We start from the raw sequence: 15,087 nt of genomic DNA, 5'->3' as shown, positions 1-15,087 counted from the left end.
TTTCCTTGGCTCTGCGTATCAAGCTTTCGCTTTTGCCTTGGCCTTTTTCTTCTCTGCCACGACTTTCTCTGCCAGGTCGCGGGCAATGGCAAAGGCGCCCTTGATCTTGTCGCTGTCTTTCTTCCAGTCCCGGCGCACGACGATTTTGTTGTCCTTTACCTTGGCCAGACCGTTTTGGCCCTGGATGAACTCCACCAGCCCCTGAGGCGAGGCGAATTTGTCATTGTGGAATTGGATCGTTGCGCCTTTCGGCCCGCCGTCCATCTTGGCGATGCCTGCGCGTTTGCACATTCCCTTGATCCGCACCACCAGCATCAGCGTGTTGACCTCTTTCGGCAGCTTGCCGAAACGGTCGATCAGCTCAGCCGCAAATCCTTCCAGCTCAACTTTGGTCGAGAGCGACGACAGGCGGCGGTACAGCCCGAGGCGCACATCCAGATCCGGCACATAGGTCTCCGGGATCAGTACCGGCACGCCCAGATTGATCTGCGGCGCCCAGTGCGCATCAGCGTCCGAGAGGCCCTCCATCTCACCCGCCTTGATCTTGGCAATCGCCTCCTCCAGCATCGACTGGTACAGTTCATACCCCACATCGCGCATCTGGCCGGATTGCTCATCGCCCAGCAAATTGCCCGCTCCGCGGAGATCAAGGTCTTGCGAGGCCAGGGTAAAGCCGGCGCCCAATGTGTCGAGCGAGCCCAGCACCCGCAGCCGCTTCTCTGCCGCCGGTGTAAGCCGCTGACGCGGTTTGGTGGTGAGATAGGCATAGGCACGGGTTTTCGAACGCCCCACCCTGCCCCGGATCTGATAGAGCTGCGACAGGCCGAACATGTCGGCGCGGTGCACAACCATCGTGTTGGCGGTCGGAATGTCGAGGCCCGACTCCACAATCGTTGTTGCCAGCAGGACGTCAAATTTGCCGTCGTAAAACGCGTTCATCCGGTCGTCGAGTTCGCCCGCAGCCATCTGCCCATGCGCCACCACATAGGTGAGTTCAGGCAGCTGTGCCTGCAGGAACGCCTCGACATCCGGGAGGTCGGTGATCCGCGGCACCACATAGAAGCTTTGCCCGCCGCGGTAATGCTCGCGCAGCAGCGCCTCGCGGATAGTAACAGTGTCAAACTCGCTGACGTAGGTGCGGATCGCCAGACGGTCCACCGGCGGGGTTCCGATGATCGACAGGTCCCGCACACCGGTCAGCGACAGCTGCAGTGTGCGCGGGATCGGCGTGGCCGTCAGCGTCAGCACATGGATGTCGCTGCGCAGCTGTTTCAGCCGTTCCTTGTGGCCAACGCCAAAGTGCTGTTCCTCGTCGATGATCAGCAGCCCGAGGTTCTGGAACCTGATGTTCTTGGCCAGTACCGCGTGGGTTCCAACAACGATATCGACGGTCCCCTTGGCCAGCCCTTCACGGGTCTGGCTGGCTTCTTTGGTGCTAACAAAACGCGACAACTGCCTGACCTGCAAAGGAAACCCGCGAAAACGCTCGGCAAAGGAGGCCGCGTGCTGGCGTGCCAGCAGTGTAGTCGGTGCCACCACCGCCACCTGCAGGCCGGACATCGCCGCGACAAAAGCCGCGCGCATTGCCACCTCGGTCTTGCCAAAACCCACATCGCCGCAGATCAGCCGGTCCATCGGCTGGCCGGAGTGCAGATCCTCCATCACGTCCTCGATGGCGCGCAGCTGGTCGTCGGTCTCCTGATAGGGGAAGCGGGCAGAAAACTCCTCCCAGGCATGCGGCGGCGGGTCCATCACCGGTGCCTTGCGCAGGGCGCGTTCAGCTGCAATGCGGATCAGCTTGTCCGCCATCTCGCGGATGCGTTCCTTGAGCTTGGCCTTCTTGGCCTGCCAGGCGCCGCCGCCCAGCCGGTCCAACAGACCTTCGTCATGGCCGTATTTGGACAGCAGTTCGATGTTTTCGACCGGCAGGTACAGTTTGGACGCTTCGGCATATTCCAGCAGGATGCATTCATGCGCAGCACCTGCCGCCGTCACTACTTCCAGCCCCTTGTAGCGGCCGATGCCATGGTCCACATGCACCACCAGATCACCAGGGCTGAGCGATTGCGTTTCGGTCAGAAAGTTCTCGGCCTTGCGGCGTTTCTTGGGTGCCCGGATCAGCCGGTCGCCCAGAACATCCTGCTCCGAGATCACCGTCATGTCCGGCGCCTGGAACCCGTGCTCCAGAGCCCAGACCGCCAGATGCAGGCCGCTTTTGCCGATCCGCGTGCCATCCATCACCGGGATGGCTTCTGCCAGGCCTTCATCCTCAATCAGCCCGGTCAGGCGTTCGCGCGCCCCTTCGGAGTAAGAGGCAATAAGAACCGGCCCCTCCTGCATCCGCGCCTTAATATGGGATGCCAAAGCACCGAAAAGGCTGATGCTTTCCTGCTGCCGCTCGGGTGCGAAGTTGCGCCCGATCCGCCCGCCGGCATCCGCGGTGCCAGGACCCGAGGCCTGCGGCAGCGGGTGCAGTTGCACCACGCGGTGCGCGGCCGATGCGGTCTCCCAAGCGGCGTCATCCAAATACAGCAGGCCCGGCGGCGTGGGTTTATAGACGGTATCAATCCGTCCCTTCTGCGCCATTGCGTGTTTGCGGGTTTCAAACTGGTCCTCGATGGTGTCCCAGCGCGCCAGCCGTGCCGGTGTTACCTGATCATCCAGCGTCACCGTCGCCTGCGGCAGGTAGTCGAACAGGGTTTCCAGCTTTTCATGGAAGAACGGCAGCCAATGCTCGATCCCCTGATGCTTGCGCCCTGCACTCACTGCCTCGTATAGCGGATCATCTGTACCGGCGGCGCCGAATTCAATCCGGTAATTCTGACGGAACCGGGTGATTGCCGCCTCGTCCAGGATCACTTCGGACACCGGCGCCAGCTCCACCACCTCCAGTTTCTCGGTGGTGCGCTGCGAGGCCGGATCGAACCGCCGTGCGCCATCCAGAACATCGCCGAACAGATCCAGCCGCACCGGGCCGCTTTCCCCCGGCGGGAATATATCGATGATACCGCCACGCACCGCATAGTCGCCCGGCTCCATCACCGTCGGGCTTTGGGTGAACCCCATGCGTACCAGGAAATTGCGCAGCGCGCCTTCGTCAATCCGGTGATCGACACGGGCAGTAAAGGCCGCCTCGCGCAGCACCCCGCGCGCAGGCACCCTTTGGTTGGCGGCGTTCAATGTGGTCAGCAGCACAAACTGCTTGGGCATCTGATGCACCAGGGCCGCCAGCGTGGCCATCCGCGCAGCCGAGATATCGGCGTTCGGCGATACCCGGTCATATGGCAGGCAATCCCAGCCGGGAAAGACAAACACCGGCATCTGCGGCGCAAAAAAGGCAAGTGCCGACCGCATTGCCTCCATCCGCTTGTCGTCACGCGCCACATGCAGAACCGGCGCGCCGGATTTCTGCACTTCCTTCAGGATCAGCCGGGCATCAAACCCTTCGGGCGCGCCGCCCATGGTGATTGCACGCTGTGCCATGCCTTTTCCTTTCCGGGTGTCCTCAATCGGTCTCAGCCCGCCTGTTAAAATGCCCGATGGTCAGGTTTTGATACATGCCCCAGAACGCGGTGACCACAATGGAGATTACCCCGACGACCTGCACATAGAGCCGGCAAAACGCCAATCTTCTGCGCAGCTCCCCGCCCGTGGCACCTTCCTGCGCGATCCGGCGCGCGGTCAAAAAGCTGATCAGCCCGACCACAGACATCGGAAACACCAGCAGGAACACAGCCTGGGCAATCTCCATCAGGAAGACAAAGCCAAGCACAGCCAGGCCGGACATCACGAAACAGGACAGCGCCACCAGCCAAGGGCCTGAAACCTCGGAGATGTACAGCAGGCGGTTCACATTGACCCGGACCATATCCTCCAGATCGCGTTCCGCCTGGCCGCCATTTCGCTGCGCCCGCTGGACCATATCATAGGGCACCCCCAGGATCCTGTTACTGGCCGTCGACCAGAGCACCGCCAGCGCAATCCAGTACCACAGGTTGGAGAATGACCGCAGCTCAATCATCTCATAGATAATATGAAGCAGATCCACGCCAGCCCCCGCTTGTGCCCGCAGATCCTCGGGCTGGAATTTGTCAACCGGCCCTATATCAACCGGGAAGCGCGCACAGGCAAGCCCTGCCTGCCGCACAAGTTTTTGGGCGCGGCGATTGTGCCCCTTGTTCCCGGGGCCGCTTCCATGCCACCCATGGGCAAGCCAAAACGAGAGACCGCCATGAAGCCCACCGTCGCGCCCTTTCCCGCCGCCCGCCTGCGCCGCACCCGTGCCAGCCAGGCCATCCGTGACCTGGTCCGGGAGAACACTCTGACGCCGTCTGATTTCATCTGGCCGGTGTTTGTCCGTGAAGGGGAAGGCGTTGAGGAACCGATCGCTTCGATGCCCGGTGCGGTGCGCCGTTCGGTGGACAAGATTGCCGAAGCCGCGGTTGAGGCGCAGGCCCTGGGGATCCCGGCGATCTGCCTGTTTCCCTACACCGATGCCTCGCTCAAAACCGAAGATTGCGCCGAGGCCTGGAACCCGGACAACCTGACCAATCGCGCAATCCGCGCGATCAAGGATGCGGCGCCGGATATCGCAGTGATGACTGACGTGGCGCTGGACCCCTACAATATCAACGGCCACGACGGTTATGTGGTCGATGGCGAGATCGTCAATGACGCCACCGTCGAGGCGCTGGTCAAAATGACGCTCGCTCAGGCCGATGCCGGCGCCAACATCATCGGACCGTCCGACATGATGGACGGGCGGATCGGGGCGATGCGCAGCGCGCTGGAAAAGGCAGGCCACCACAATGTGGCGATCCTCTCCTATTCCGCCAAATACGCCTCCGGCTATTATGGGCCGTTCCGTGATGCGGTCGGTGCCTCGGGCGCGCTGAAGGGCGACAAGAAAACCTATCAGATGGACCCGGCCAACAGCGACGAGGCGCTGCGGCTGATTGAGCGCGACCTGATGGAGGGCGCCGACATGGTGATGGTCAAACCGGGCATTGCCTATCTCGACATCTGCCACCGGGTGAAATCCGCCTTTGGCGTGCCGACCTATGCCTATCAGGTCTCGGGCGAATACGCGATGATCCAGGCCGCAGCGCAAAACGGCTGGATCGACGGCGAAAAGGTGATGATGGAAAGCCTGATGGCTTTCAAACGGGCGGGCTGCAACGGCATTCTGACCTATTTCGCACCCGCCGCGGCCCGGCTGCTGAACGGCTGACCCAGTCATTCAATGCAGATGCGGATCACTTCAGCGGGAAGCCGCCGCTGTCCAGCTGGCAGCAGATGACAGGCAGCGGTTTTCCGCGTATACATTCGATCAGAGCCGGAGCATACCGGCCTTGGAGCAAATCATTACAGGCACCTGAGAAATGAGCAGTTTTTCCTCTTCCCGCATGACCCGCCGCGGCTTTGCCCTGACGGCTCTGGCCGGCGCCGGCGTTACCGCCGCATGCGGCAACGGCATAGGCAACAGCAATGGCGCGACCATCGACGCCCGCGTTGATAGCACGCTGAACCAAATGTACAGCCAGTACCCCAACACCCGTACCCTGGCCGATAAGGCAACCGGCATGCTGGTAATGCCGCTGGTCACTGAGGCGGGCTTTGTATTTGGCGGGGCCTATGGGCGCGGCGCCCTGCGGATCAACGATGTGACCGTCGATTATTACGCCACTTACAAAGGCAATGCGGGCCTGCAGATCGGCGCTCAGCAGTATGCCCACGTGCTGTTCTTCATGACCGAAGGCGCCTTGGCCGGCTTCCGCCGCTCGTCCGGTTGGGCGGCAGGCGCGGATGTGGAATATGTGATCAAGGACGAAGGCAACGCGCTGAGTGCCGACACCAATACCCTGACGTCCCCGGTGCTTGCAGTGGTCTTTGCCCAGGCAGGCCTGCGCGTTGGTGCGACCTTGGAAGGCACCAAATACACCCGCATCATCCCCTGATCAGCCCGGGAAACGGCCAAGGCTCACGGCCTTCGCTTCTTTCTGGTTGAAAATACCTCCGCCGGAGGCATGGCCTTTCCTGCCGGAAAGGCCATTTTACCTTACCCTCAGTTCAGTTTGCGCAGCCGTTTGAACAGCGACGAGGTATCCCAGCGCCCGCCGCCCATCTTTTGCACGTCCTTGTAGAACTGATCCACCAGAGCTGTGACCGGCAGGCTGGCGCCGGTTTCATCCGCTGCGTCCAGACAGATACCCAGATCCTTGCGCATCCAGTCCACCGCAAAGCCATGCTCGAAATGATCGTCCAGCATGGTCTCGTAACGATTGGCCATCTGCCAGCTGCCCGCCGCGCCCTGGCTGATCACTTCGACCACCGCGCGCCCGTCCAGCCCGGCCTTCTCGGCAAAATGCAGCGCCTCGCTCAAGCCCTGCACAAGCCCTGCAATGGCGATCTGGTTGCACATTTTGGTCAGCTGTCCCGCCCCGCTGCCGCCGATCCGGCGGCAGATTTTGGAATAGGCAGCCATCACCGGCTCAACCCGGGCGTAAGCGGCCTCGTCTCCGCCGCACATAATTGACAGCACACCGTTTTCAGCCCCTGCCTGACCGCCGGAAATCGGTGCATCAACAAAGAACACGCCTTTCTCTTCTGCCGCGCCATGCAATTCGCGGGTCACGGTTTCCGACACCGTGGTGTGATCAATAAACACCGCGCCTTCGCGCATACCGGCAAAGGCACCATCCGCCCCCAGGCAGACCGAGCGCAGATCGTCGTCATTGCCAACGCAGGCCATTACAAACTCCGCCCCCGCCGCAGCCGCCCGCGGTGTGGCACCGAACTGGCCGCCATGCTCGGCGGCCCAGGCCTTGGCCTTGGCTTCGGTGCGGTTGTAGACGGTGACCTCATGGCCCGCAGCCTGCAGGTGCCCGGCCATCGGATAGCCCATGACGCCGAGCCCCAGAAACGCGATTTTTGCCATCTGCTTTTCCCTTGATCTGTCTTCGCTTATGTTGGCGCCAACCCTACCACCGCCGCCGCGGGGCGCAATCTGCCAAGCGGCTGGAAATGACAAAACCCAAGGGAAAACAACCGCTGATGGGACATCTTTTCCGCTGGCTTCTGCGCATAGCTGCCGGCCTGATTCTGCTAAGTGTACTGGCCGCATTGCTGGTCTATTACCTGGCTTCGCAGTCACTGCCCGAATACAACAAAGAGCTTTCCCTGCCCGGCCTCTCCTCGCCTGTCGAGATTGTCCGCGACAACGCCAATGTACCGCATATCTTCGGCAGTTTCGGCGCCAGCGACGAGGATGTCTACTTTGGCCTCGGCTATGCCCATGCCCAGGACCGCCTGTGGCAGATGGCAGTGATGCGGCGCACCGCCAAGGGCCGCCTGTCGGAAATCTTCGGCACCCGCACGGTTGAGACCGACACGTATCTGCGCCGGCTGGATATCTACCGATTGGCGCAGCAATCCGCGGCGGTGCAGTCGCCCGAAGCGATGACCGCGCTCAAGGCCTATGCCGCCGGCGTCAACGCCCGGCTGCAGGAGATCAACGAAGACGCGCTTGGCCGCGGTGCGCCGGAGATGTTCCTGTTCAACATGCCGGTTGCGCCCTGGCAGCCCGCCGACAGCATCGCAATCATGAAGCTGATGGCGCTGCAGCTGTCCGGCCACATGAAGGAAGAGATCCTGCGCGCCCGGACTTCGCTGGCACTGGATGATGCGGCCAGGATCAAGGACATCCTGCCGGATGCGCCGGGTAAAGGGTTGACTGCCCTGCCGGAGTATGCAGCACTGGTTCCCGGCGTCCGGCAGTTCGCCGCTGCCAAGCCCGCAGAGGCAGACAGCCTGCTGTTTCCGGTTGCTCCGCGCGGGCTGGCGGGGGCCTCCAACGCCTGGGCCGCCGCCCCGAGCCGTTCGGCGGCGGGCGGCACGCTATTGGCCAATGACCCGCACCTGGGTCTCAGCGCACCCGGCGTCTGGTATCTGGCACGGCTTGAACTGGGCACCGGCGGTGTGATCGGCGGCACCATCCCTGGCATCCCGGCAATAATCACGGGGCGCTCAGACGTGCTGGGATGGGGGGTGACCTCGTCTTATCTGGACGACCAGGACTTGTTCATCGAACGCCTCAACCCGGAAAATCCTCAGGAGTATCTGAGCGTTGAAGGGTATAAGGAATTCATCTCCCGCCCGTCGATCATCAAGATCAAGGACCAGGCGCCGGTTACTTTGACCCTGCGCTGGACAGACAACGGCCCGGTGCTGCCCGGTTCGATGTTCAAACTGGCCGGGATCACCCCGCCCGGCCATGTGGTTTCGCTCAGCTGGACTGTGCTCAGCCCCAAGGATACCTCAATGAGCGCTGCCATCGGCCTGATGCGCAGCACCACGGTCCAAGACGCAATCACAGCCGGAGAAGGCTTTGTCGCCCCTTCGCAAAACCTGACTCTGGCGGATAGGGACACAATTGCGCTCAAAACCGTAGGCGCCTTCCCGCTGCGCGACGCCGCACACCAAAGCAAGGGCCGGATGCCAAGCCAGGGCTGGCACCCGGAGAACCGCTGGCAAGGCCGCGCGCCTTATGCGGAAAACCCTGAATTCACCAGCCCCGCAGGCGGCATCCTGGGCAATACCAACAACAAGATCCTGGACCGCCCCTTCCCGAACCACGTCTCCTTTGACTGGGGCGATACCCAGCGCATCCACCGCTGGGAAAAACTGATGCAGAACCGCGAAGTGCATACCCGCGACAGCTTTATCGAGGCGCAATTGGACACGGTCTCCTACACCGCCCGCACCCTCTTGCCGCTGATCGGAGCCGACCTGTGGTTCACCGGCGAGGCCGCCCCTGCCGGCACCCGCGAGCGCCAGCGCCAGATCGCCCTGACCCTGCTGTCGGAGTGGAACGGTGAAATGAACGAGCATCTGCCGGAACCGCTGATCTATGCCGCCTGGCTGCGCGCCCTGCAGGCCCGGCTGATCACCGATGAACTGGGTCCGGTGGCCAAGACCTTCCGCCATGTGGAACCGTTGTTCATTGAACGGGTCTACCGCGATGTCGATGGTGCCGCCGTCTGGTGCGACGTGCGCCAAAGCGCTCCGGAAGAAAGCTGCACTGATATGGCCCGGCTGGCGCTGGATGATGCGCTGATCTGGATCGAAGAACGCTATGGCACCGCGCTGGAATCGCTGCGCTGGGGCGATGCGCATCAGGCCACGCAGGACCACCCGGTGCTGGGAGAAGTGCCGCTGCTGCGCTATTTCGTAAACATCCGCCAGTCCACCAGCGGCAGCGGCAACACCCTGCAGCGCGGCAAGAGTTCAGGTAAGGACCCGGATCCGTTCCAGAACACCCATTCTGCCGGCTACCGCGGGGTCTATGATTTTGCCGACCCCGACAGCTCCGTCTTCATCACCGCCACCGGCCAGTCCGGCCACCCGCTGTCGCGCTACTACGACGACATGGCCCAGCTGTGGCGCCGCGGCGAATACATCCCGATGTCTTTGGACGAGGAACTCGCCCGCGCCGCTGCGGTCGGCATAACCCGGATTACCCCGCGCTGACCTGTAAAGGAGAAAGCATTTTGATCATTAGTTTCCGGCCGCATTTCCGGCTGGCAGCGTCACCAGTTTTTCAGAGAAAACAATTATGAAACTTCACACCCTTTCCTTATCGCTGCTAGCGGCGGCGGCGGCCGTCTATTTCATTTCCCCCGCGCAACCGCCGGCGCTCGACGGAACTCAAAGCCTGCAGGTGATGGCTGCACAGCAGGGCAGCCCTACTGCGGGTGGCTTTGCCCGGGTCCTACGCAACGGCCTGCAGCCTCCGGCCCCTGCCAACCACGAATACACACCGTCAGCCCAAGCACGGCGGCTGGCCAGGGAGCACATGGACTTTGGCCAAACCTGGTACAGTTTTGTCCCTGACGGCGACGGGCCAGCACCAACTGTCATCCTGCTGCATGGGTCAGGCCGGTTCGGCCTGTCGATGATCGATATCTGGAAAGAGACCGCGCAGAAACACGAACTGATCCTGATTGCGCCGAATGCCAAAGCAAAAAACTGGCAGCCGGATGACTTTTCACAGACCCTGTTGGACCAGATGCTGTCTCAGCAGGCCCTGGGCCGCCATACTGGCCCGGTCTATTTATTCGGCCACTCAAATGGCGCGATCTTCGCCTCCATGCTGGTGAACCGCTTCGAAGGCCCCTGGCAAGCGGCCGCTCTGCACGGGGGCTTCGCTTCAGAGCAGGTTTTCATCCCAGCCGCGACCCCCAAGCCCGTCCGCCTGTACCTTGGGGAACGGGACCACATTTTCAGCAGCGAAGAAGCTGTGAAGACGGGCAAGGCCATGGCCAGATCGGGCCACAGCTTTTCGCTTCAATTGATTCCGCGCCACACACATTGGGTTTATGAAATCGGCCCCAGGATTGCAGAGGACAGCTGGGCATGGTTCCGGTCACTCGGCGAGTAACCGGAACACTCAAAGCTTTTGGAACTTCGCCTTTTGCCGGTCGGTCCACAGCACGGTAATGTCAAAACCGGCCTCGGTCTGTTCTTCGCTTTGAACCAGGTCTTCCTTGAACAGCCAGGCGCGCTGTTTGCCTTCGGCAAACGTGAGATTCAGCAGCTCCTCGTGCCGCACGCCCTGCAACTGCTCGGCGATATCTGCCATTAACCCGTCCAGCCCCTCGCCCGTCAGGGCCGAGATCGCATGGATGCCGTCCTCACGTTCCGCACGCTGACGGCGGGCTTCGGCGTCTTCCTCAGGCAGCTGGTCCAGCTTGTTCCAGACTTCGATCCGGGCGCGGTTTTCGTCCACCCCAATGAGGTCAGGATGGCCTCGACGTCTTTGGCCTGCTGCTCGCTTTCATCATGGCTGATGTCGCGCACATGCAGGATCACATCCGCCGCCAGAACCTCTTCCAGCGTCGCCCGGAAAGATGCCACCAGTTCGGTCGGCAGATCCGAAATGAAGCCCACGGTGTCGGACAGGATCACCTCCGGCCCATCCGCAATCTGCACCCGGCGCATGGTCGGGTCCAAAGTGGCAAAGAGCATGTCTTTGGCCATCACCTCAGCCCCGGTCAGCCGGTTGAACAGGGTCGACTTGCCGGCGTTTGTATAGCCGACCAGCGCCACAATCGGATAGGGCACCTTGGCCCGCGAGGCGCGGTGCAGGGTCCGGGTCTTCACCACCTTGTCGAGCTGCCGGCGCAGCCGCACCAATTGGTCGTCAATGGCGCGCCGGTCGGCCTCGATCTGGGTTTCGCCGGGTCCGCCGACAAATCCCAATCCGCCGCGCTGGCGCTCCAGGTGGGTCCAGGCCCGCACCAGCCGTGTCCGTTGATAGCTGAGCGCCGCCATCTCGACCTGCAGCACACCTTCGCGGGTGGCCGCACGGTCCGAGAATATCTCCAGGATCAGCCCGGTCCGGTCGAGGATCTTGACCTTCCAGGCTTTTTCCAGATTGCGCTGCTGCACCGGGGACACCGACCCGTCGATCAGGACCAGTTCCACCTCATTTGCTTTGAGGATGCCCGCCAGCTCTTCGATTTTGCCAGAGCCGAACAGCATCCCCGCATGCGCCTTGGGCAGGCGCACAACATTGGAGCCGATCACATCAAGATCGGGAAGGGCCGCTGCCAGCGCAACGGCCTCATCAAGCGCAGGTGCAGCCTGGCGGCGCCTGCTATCGGATTTGATTTCCGGATGCAGCACCCAGGCACGGGTACGCGTCCTTTCATGCTCCATCAATTGGAGTCTTCACCCTCATAGAGACTGATCGGCTGGGCCGGCATGATGGTCGAAATCGCGTGTTTGTAGACCAGCTGCGACTGTCCGTCGCGGCGCAGCAGCACGCAGAAATTGTCGAACCAGGTGATCACACCCTGCAGCTTGACCCCGTTGATCAGAAAGATTGTAACCGGAACCTTGGTTTTGCGAACGTGATTCAGGAAGGCATCCTGAAGATTCTGTCTGTCCGAAGCCATTTTTTATTATCTCGCCTTTGTTCTTGCCGCGCGCTGCGGACCAGCACGCACATTAAATTCAGTATGGACGGAGAAAATGTAAGTTTCCACCAGAAAAACACTTTTCACCCTCAAGGGCGGTCAGCTGCGCCAAAGGTTGGGTGACAGCAGCGCGATGAAGGCCAGGGTCTCCAGCCGCCCGAGAACCATCGCAATGCACAGGATCAGTTTGGCAGGATCTGTCAGAAGGTTCAGTACAATCGGCGTACTGCTGGCCGTATCAGCCAGCGGGCCGGTTGTTGACAGCGCCGCTACAGCCAGCACCAGCGATTGTTCAAAATCCGTGCCGACTGCGGCAAGCGCAGTGCTGACCACAGCCAGCGACAGGGCAAACAGCATGAAGAACACCCAAGCCACAAACGCTCCGTTCTTCTGCAAACGCTTGGCGCGGTTGCCTTCGCTGCTGACCGAGCTGGGATGCACTAGCCGCTCCATTTCGCGCAGACCATTCAGGTACAGAGCGTAGACCCGCAACAGCTTGACCCCGCCCGCAGTGGTCGCGACACCGCCGCCGAACACCGCCAGCCCCAGCAGGATCATGCCCGGTGTTTCCAGCCCCGACCAGGCCTGGGCGGCTTCCCAATGCGTACTTTCAAATCCGGTGGTCGACAGGAAGGACAGCACTGTAAACAAGGTGCCCCAAAGCGCGTGCAGGGCTTGCGGCAGATCTTCACCGGCATCCACTTCATAGGCGGCCAGCCAGTGGCGCAGGAACAGCAGCAGCGGTACCCCGAAAACGATCAGCAGCCCGGTGCGGAATTCCGGATCCTTGTCCAGCCGCCCCTGCCCCGCGGTGACCGTGTCGCTGGAAAAAGTCAGCCGCGACAGCGCAAAGAACATGAACAGGAACATCACCATCTCGCCCGCCAGGCCGCTGGCGGCATTTTCCACCCCGCCGATAGCCGATATGCCCGAGGTCGCCATCACCGACATCGCATGGCTGAGACCTGCCAAGGCCTGTTCGCCTGTGATCATCAGCAACAGCCATAGAACAAGGGTCAGCCCGGCATAAACCGGCGCCAGGGTACGCGTCACCAGCACCAGCTGGCGGCGGGGATCTGCCCTCTCCATATGCAGAGGGGCGGCCGTGCCGCCGCCGGGCTCGCCTTTGGCAGTGACCTCAAACCCGCCCAGGGACATCGGCGCCAGCACCGCCGAGGCGGCCACCCACATCAACAGACCGCCCAGCCAGCCGACAATCGCCCGCCACAGATGCACGCTGGGCGGCAGCCGGTCCGGATCGCCCCAGACATCGGCGCCGGTGGTGGTGATGGCGCTGACCATATCGAAATAGGCATTCAGATACCGGGTGCTGACCAGCGCATCCTGAACCGGCACCGCCAGGAACAGCGGCAGTACGGTGAACGTCGCCAGCAGCGACAGCAATTGCCCCGGCATCCCGTAGCGCGGCACCCGGTTGCCCATCGACAGGCCGATCAGCACCACAAGGATCAGCCCGGCAACGCCGGCATAGAAAAAACTGCGCGAGGTGTGATGATCGTCCAGCACCAGCGCATGAACAGCAGGCAGCCACATCGCCAGCGAGGCAATGCCCCAGATCAGCAGGAACAGCGGCAGGCGCAGCACGCCAATGGGAGCTTTGACCGGGCGGCGCATCCTAGAAATAGTCGATCGAAACCTGCAGCAGGCGCTCGACCTCAGGCACGTCCGCCGCCATGGCAAACAGCGCGATCACATCGCCCGCCTCGATCCGCATCTGACCGGAAGGGCGCAGCATCTCGCCGTTCTTCAGAACGCCGCCGACCAGAACGCCTTCGGGGAAATCCGTCTCGCGGATCATCTGGCCGGCAATCGGCGAGGTCGACAAAACCTCGGCCTCGATCATTTCAGCCTCGGCATCCCCCAATGAGTAGACCTGCCGCACCCGGCCATAGCGGATGTGGCGCAGGATCGAGCTGACGGTGGTGGAGCGCGGGTTGATATAGGCGTCGATGCCCAGATGCGGCAGCAGCGGCACCAGGGTCGGGTCATTGATCAGCGCAATGGCCAGCGGGCAGCCTTCAACCTTGGCGCGCACCGCGGCCAGAATGTTGGTCTTGTCGTCATCGGTCACCGCCAGCATCGCATCCGCTTTGTCGATGCCCGCCTCGATCATCAGCGCCCGGTCCAGACCGTCGCCGTTCAGCACAATCGTGCGTTCCAGCGTTTCCGCCGCCCGTTCAGCACAGGTACGGTCGCGTTCGATCATCTTGGCCCGGATCCGTGTTGTGCTTGCCTCCAGCGCCTTGGCCACTTCCAGGCCGACGTTGCCGCCGCCGACCACAACCACCCGGTCCTGGCGTGTTTCCTGCTTGCCGAACACTTCGATGGTGCGGGGCACATCATCGGCGTGGCTGAACACATAGCAGCTGTCGCCGACAAACAGCTGGTCGCCCGGTTCCGGCGCAAACAACGTGCCGTCGCGCCGCACCCCGACCACAATCGCGCGCAGCGTCGAAAACAATTCGGTCAGCTGCCGCAGCGGTGTATTCACCACCGGGCAATCGGCGTCGATCTGGATCCCCAGAAGCTGCGCCTTGCCGCCCATGAAGGTCTCCGTGTCAAACGCTGCCGGCGCCGACAGCCGCTGCATCGCTGCTGCCGCCACTTCCCGCTCGGGGCTGATCACCACGTCGATCGGCAAATGCTCGCGCTGATAAAGGTCGGAATAGATTGCGGTCAGATAGCTTTTGGCCCGCAGACGGGCAATCTTGCGCTGAACCTTGAAGACCGAATGCGCCACCTGGCAGGTCACCATGTTGACCTCGTCCGAATGGGTGGCCGCGATAATCATGTCGGCATCCCGTGCCCCGGCCCGGTCCAGCACATCCGGATAGGAGGCAAAACCATGGATCCCCTGCACGTCCAGCGTATCGGTTGCCCGCCGCACCAGTTCCGGGTTGTTGTCGACAACCGTCACATCGTTGTGCTCGCCGGACAGGTGCCGGGCGATCTGCCAGCCAACCTGGCCCGCGCCGCAGATAATGACCTTCATTTGCGTGTCCCTTGGCGGAATTTCGGGCGGAGTTTCGCCCGATGTGAATGACAGAAGCCGCTTTCACGGTCAATTTAATTGTAACTTGCTCTGATT

General features: G+C 62.0%; 10 protein-coding genes and 1 pseudogene. 4 read left to right on the top strand and 7 right to left on the bottom strand.

Going from position 1 to position 15,087, the window contains the following annotated elements; all coding sequences use genetic code 11:
• Nucleotides 1-18 precede the first annotated feature (18 nt).
• Complete coding sequence (gene mfd / locus ETW23_RS09115) at nucleotides 19-3,483, bottom strand: transcription-repair coupling factor (protein WP_134829806.1); 3,465 nt, start codon at nucleotides 3,481-3,483, stop codon at nucleotides 19-21.
• A gap of 22 nt (nucleotides 3,484-3,505) precedes the next feature.
• The gene (locus tag ETW23_RS09110; protein WP_134829805.1) at nucleotides 3,506-4,048 is read right to left on the bottom strand and encodes a component of SufBCD complex; all 543 of its coding nucleotides are present in this window, start codon (nucleotides 4,046-4,048) and stop codon (nucleotides 3,506-3,508) included.
• A gap of 183 nt (nucleotides 4,049-4,231) precedes the next feature.
• On the opposite strand from ETW23_RS09110, the gene hemB reads away from it, so the two are divergent.
• Together hemB and ETW23_RS09100 are read left to right on the top strand one after the other, a co-directional pair.
• A complete protein-coding gene (gene hemB / locus ETW23_RS09105) occupies nucleotides 4,232-5,230 on the top strand; it encodes a porphobilinogen synthase (protein ID WP_134829804.1) in 999 nt (332 codons plus the stop codon).
• 151 nt (nucleotides 5,231-5,381) lie between these two features.
• On the top strand, nucleotides 5,382-5,957 hold the full coding sequence (locus ETW23_RS09100) for a YSC84-related protein (RefSeq protein ID WP_134829803.1): 576 nt from the start codon (nucleotides 5,382-5,384) through the stop codon (nucleotides 5,955-5,957).
• Between the two features lie 107 nt (nucleotides 5,958-6,064).
• Here the strand turns inward: ETW23_RS09100 and ETW23_RS09095 are convergent, their stop codons facing one another.
• Nucleotides 6,065-6,937: an NAD(P)-dependent oxidoreductase gene (locus ETW23_RS09095; protein WP_134829802.1), complete on the bottom strand. Its 873-nt coding sequence runs from the start codon at nucleotides 6,935-6,937 to the stop codon at nucleotides 6,065-6,067.
• Nucleotides 6,938-7,053: 116 nt separating this feature from the next.
• Here ETW23_RS09095 and ETW23_RS09090 point away from each other — a divergent pair, with 116 nt between their 5' ends.
• Together ETW23_RS09090 and ETW23_RS09085 are read left to right on the top strand one after the other, a co-directional pair.
• Nucleotides 7,054-9,528, top strand: coding sequence for a penicillin acylase family protein (locus ETW23_RS09090; RefSeq protein WP_134829801.1), 2,475 nt, complete (start codon nucleotides 7,054-7,056; stop codon nucleotides 9,526-9,528).
• A gap of 424 nt (nucleotides 9,529-9,952) precedes the next feature.
• The gene (locus tag ETW23_RS09085) at nucleotides 9,953-10,438 is read left to right on the top strand and encodes a dienelactone hydrolase family protein (protein WP_134829800.1); all 486 of its coding nucleotides are present in this window, start codon (nucleotides 9,953-9,955) and stop codon (nucleotides 10,436-10,438) included.
• Between the two features lie 9 nt (nucleotides 10,439-10,447).
• Here the strand turns inward: ETW23_RS09085 and hflX are convergent.
• The 4 genes and pseudogenes from hflX to trkA all read right to left on the bottom strand — a co-directional run bounded on the left by hflX (nucleotide 10,448) and on the right by trkA (nucleotide 14,991).
• A pseudogene (gene hflX, locus ETW23_RS09080) lies at nucleotides 10,448-11,718 on the bottom strand (GTPase HflX).
• Entirely contained in the window at nucleotides 11,718-11,957 is a 240-nt protein-coding gene (gene hfq, locus ETW23_RS09075; protein ID WP_005611588.1) for an RNA chaperone Hfq, read from the bottom strand. Before hfq ends, hflX begins: the two are co-directional and overlap by 1 nt.
• Before the next feature lie 120 nt (nucleotides 11,958-12,077).
• A complete protein-coding gene (locus ETW23_RS09070; protein ID WP_129370783.1) occupies nucleotides 12,078-13,613 on the bottom strand; it encodes a TrkH family potassium uptake protein in 1,536 nt (511 codons plus the stop codon).
• A 1-nt stretch (nucleotide 13,614) separates the two neighbouring features.
• Complete coding sequence (trkA, locus tag ETW23_RS09065; RefSeq protein WP_129370782.1) at nucleotides 13,615-14,991, bottom strand: Trk system potassium transporter TrkA; 1,377 nt, start codon at nucleotides 14,989-14,991, stop codon at nucleotides 13,615-13,617.
• Nucleotides 14,992-15,087: the final 96 nt, after the last annotated feature.

The sequence above is a fragment of the Leisingera sp. NJS201 genome, assembly GCF_004535885.1.
In the GTDB taxonomy this organism is placed as follows: Bacteria; Pseudomonadota; Alphaproteobacteria; order Rhodobacterales; family Rhodobacteraceae; genus Leisingera.
Note: the sequence above shows the minus strand (reverse complement) of the source record. Positions and strands in the feature narration are given on the sequence as shown.

Bases quoted from the DNA above. Each gene is read 5' to 3' on its own strand.
- mfd (WP_134829806.1), bottom strand. From the start codon at position 3,483: ATGGCACAGCGTGCAATCACCATGGGCGGCGCGCCCGAAGGGTTTGAT.
- hemB (WP_134829804.1), top strand. From the start codon at position 4,232: ATGAAGCCCACCGTCGCGCCCTTTCCCGCCGCCCGCCTGCGCCGCACC.
- ETW23_RS09100 (WP_134829803.1), top strand. From the start codon at position 5,382: ATGAGCAGTTTTTCCTCTTCCCGCATGACCCGCCGCGGCTTTGCCCTG.
- ETW23_RS09095 (WP_134829802.1), bottom strand. From the start codon at position 6,937: ATGGCAAAAATCGCGTTTCTGGGGCTCGGCGTCATGGGCTATCCGATG.
- ETW23_RS09090 (WP_134829801.1), top strand. From the start codon at position 7,054: ATGGGACATCTTTTCCGCTGGCTTCTGCGCATAGCTGCCGGCCTGATT.
- ETW23_RS09085 (WP_134829800.1), top strand. From the start codon at position 9,953: ATGATCGATATCTGGAAAGAGACCGCGCAGAAACACGAACTGATCCTG.
- hfq (WP_005611588.1), bottom strand. From the start codon at position 11,957: ATGGCTTCGGACAGACAGAATCTTCAGGATGCCTTCCTGAATCACGTT.
- ETW23_RS09070 (WP_129370783.1), bottom strand. From the start codon at position 13,613: ATGCGCCGCCCGGTCAAAGCTCCCATTGGCGTGCTGCGCCTGCCGCTG.
- trkA (WP_129370782.1), bottom strand. From the start codon at position 14,991: ATGAAGGTCATTATCTGCGGCGCGGGCCAGGTTGGCTGGCAGATCGCC.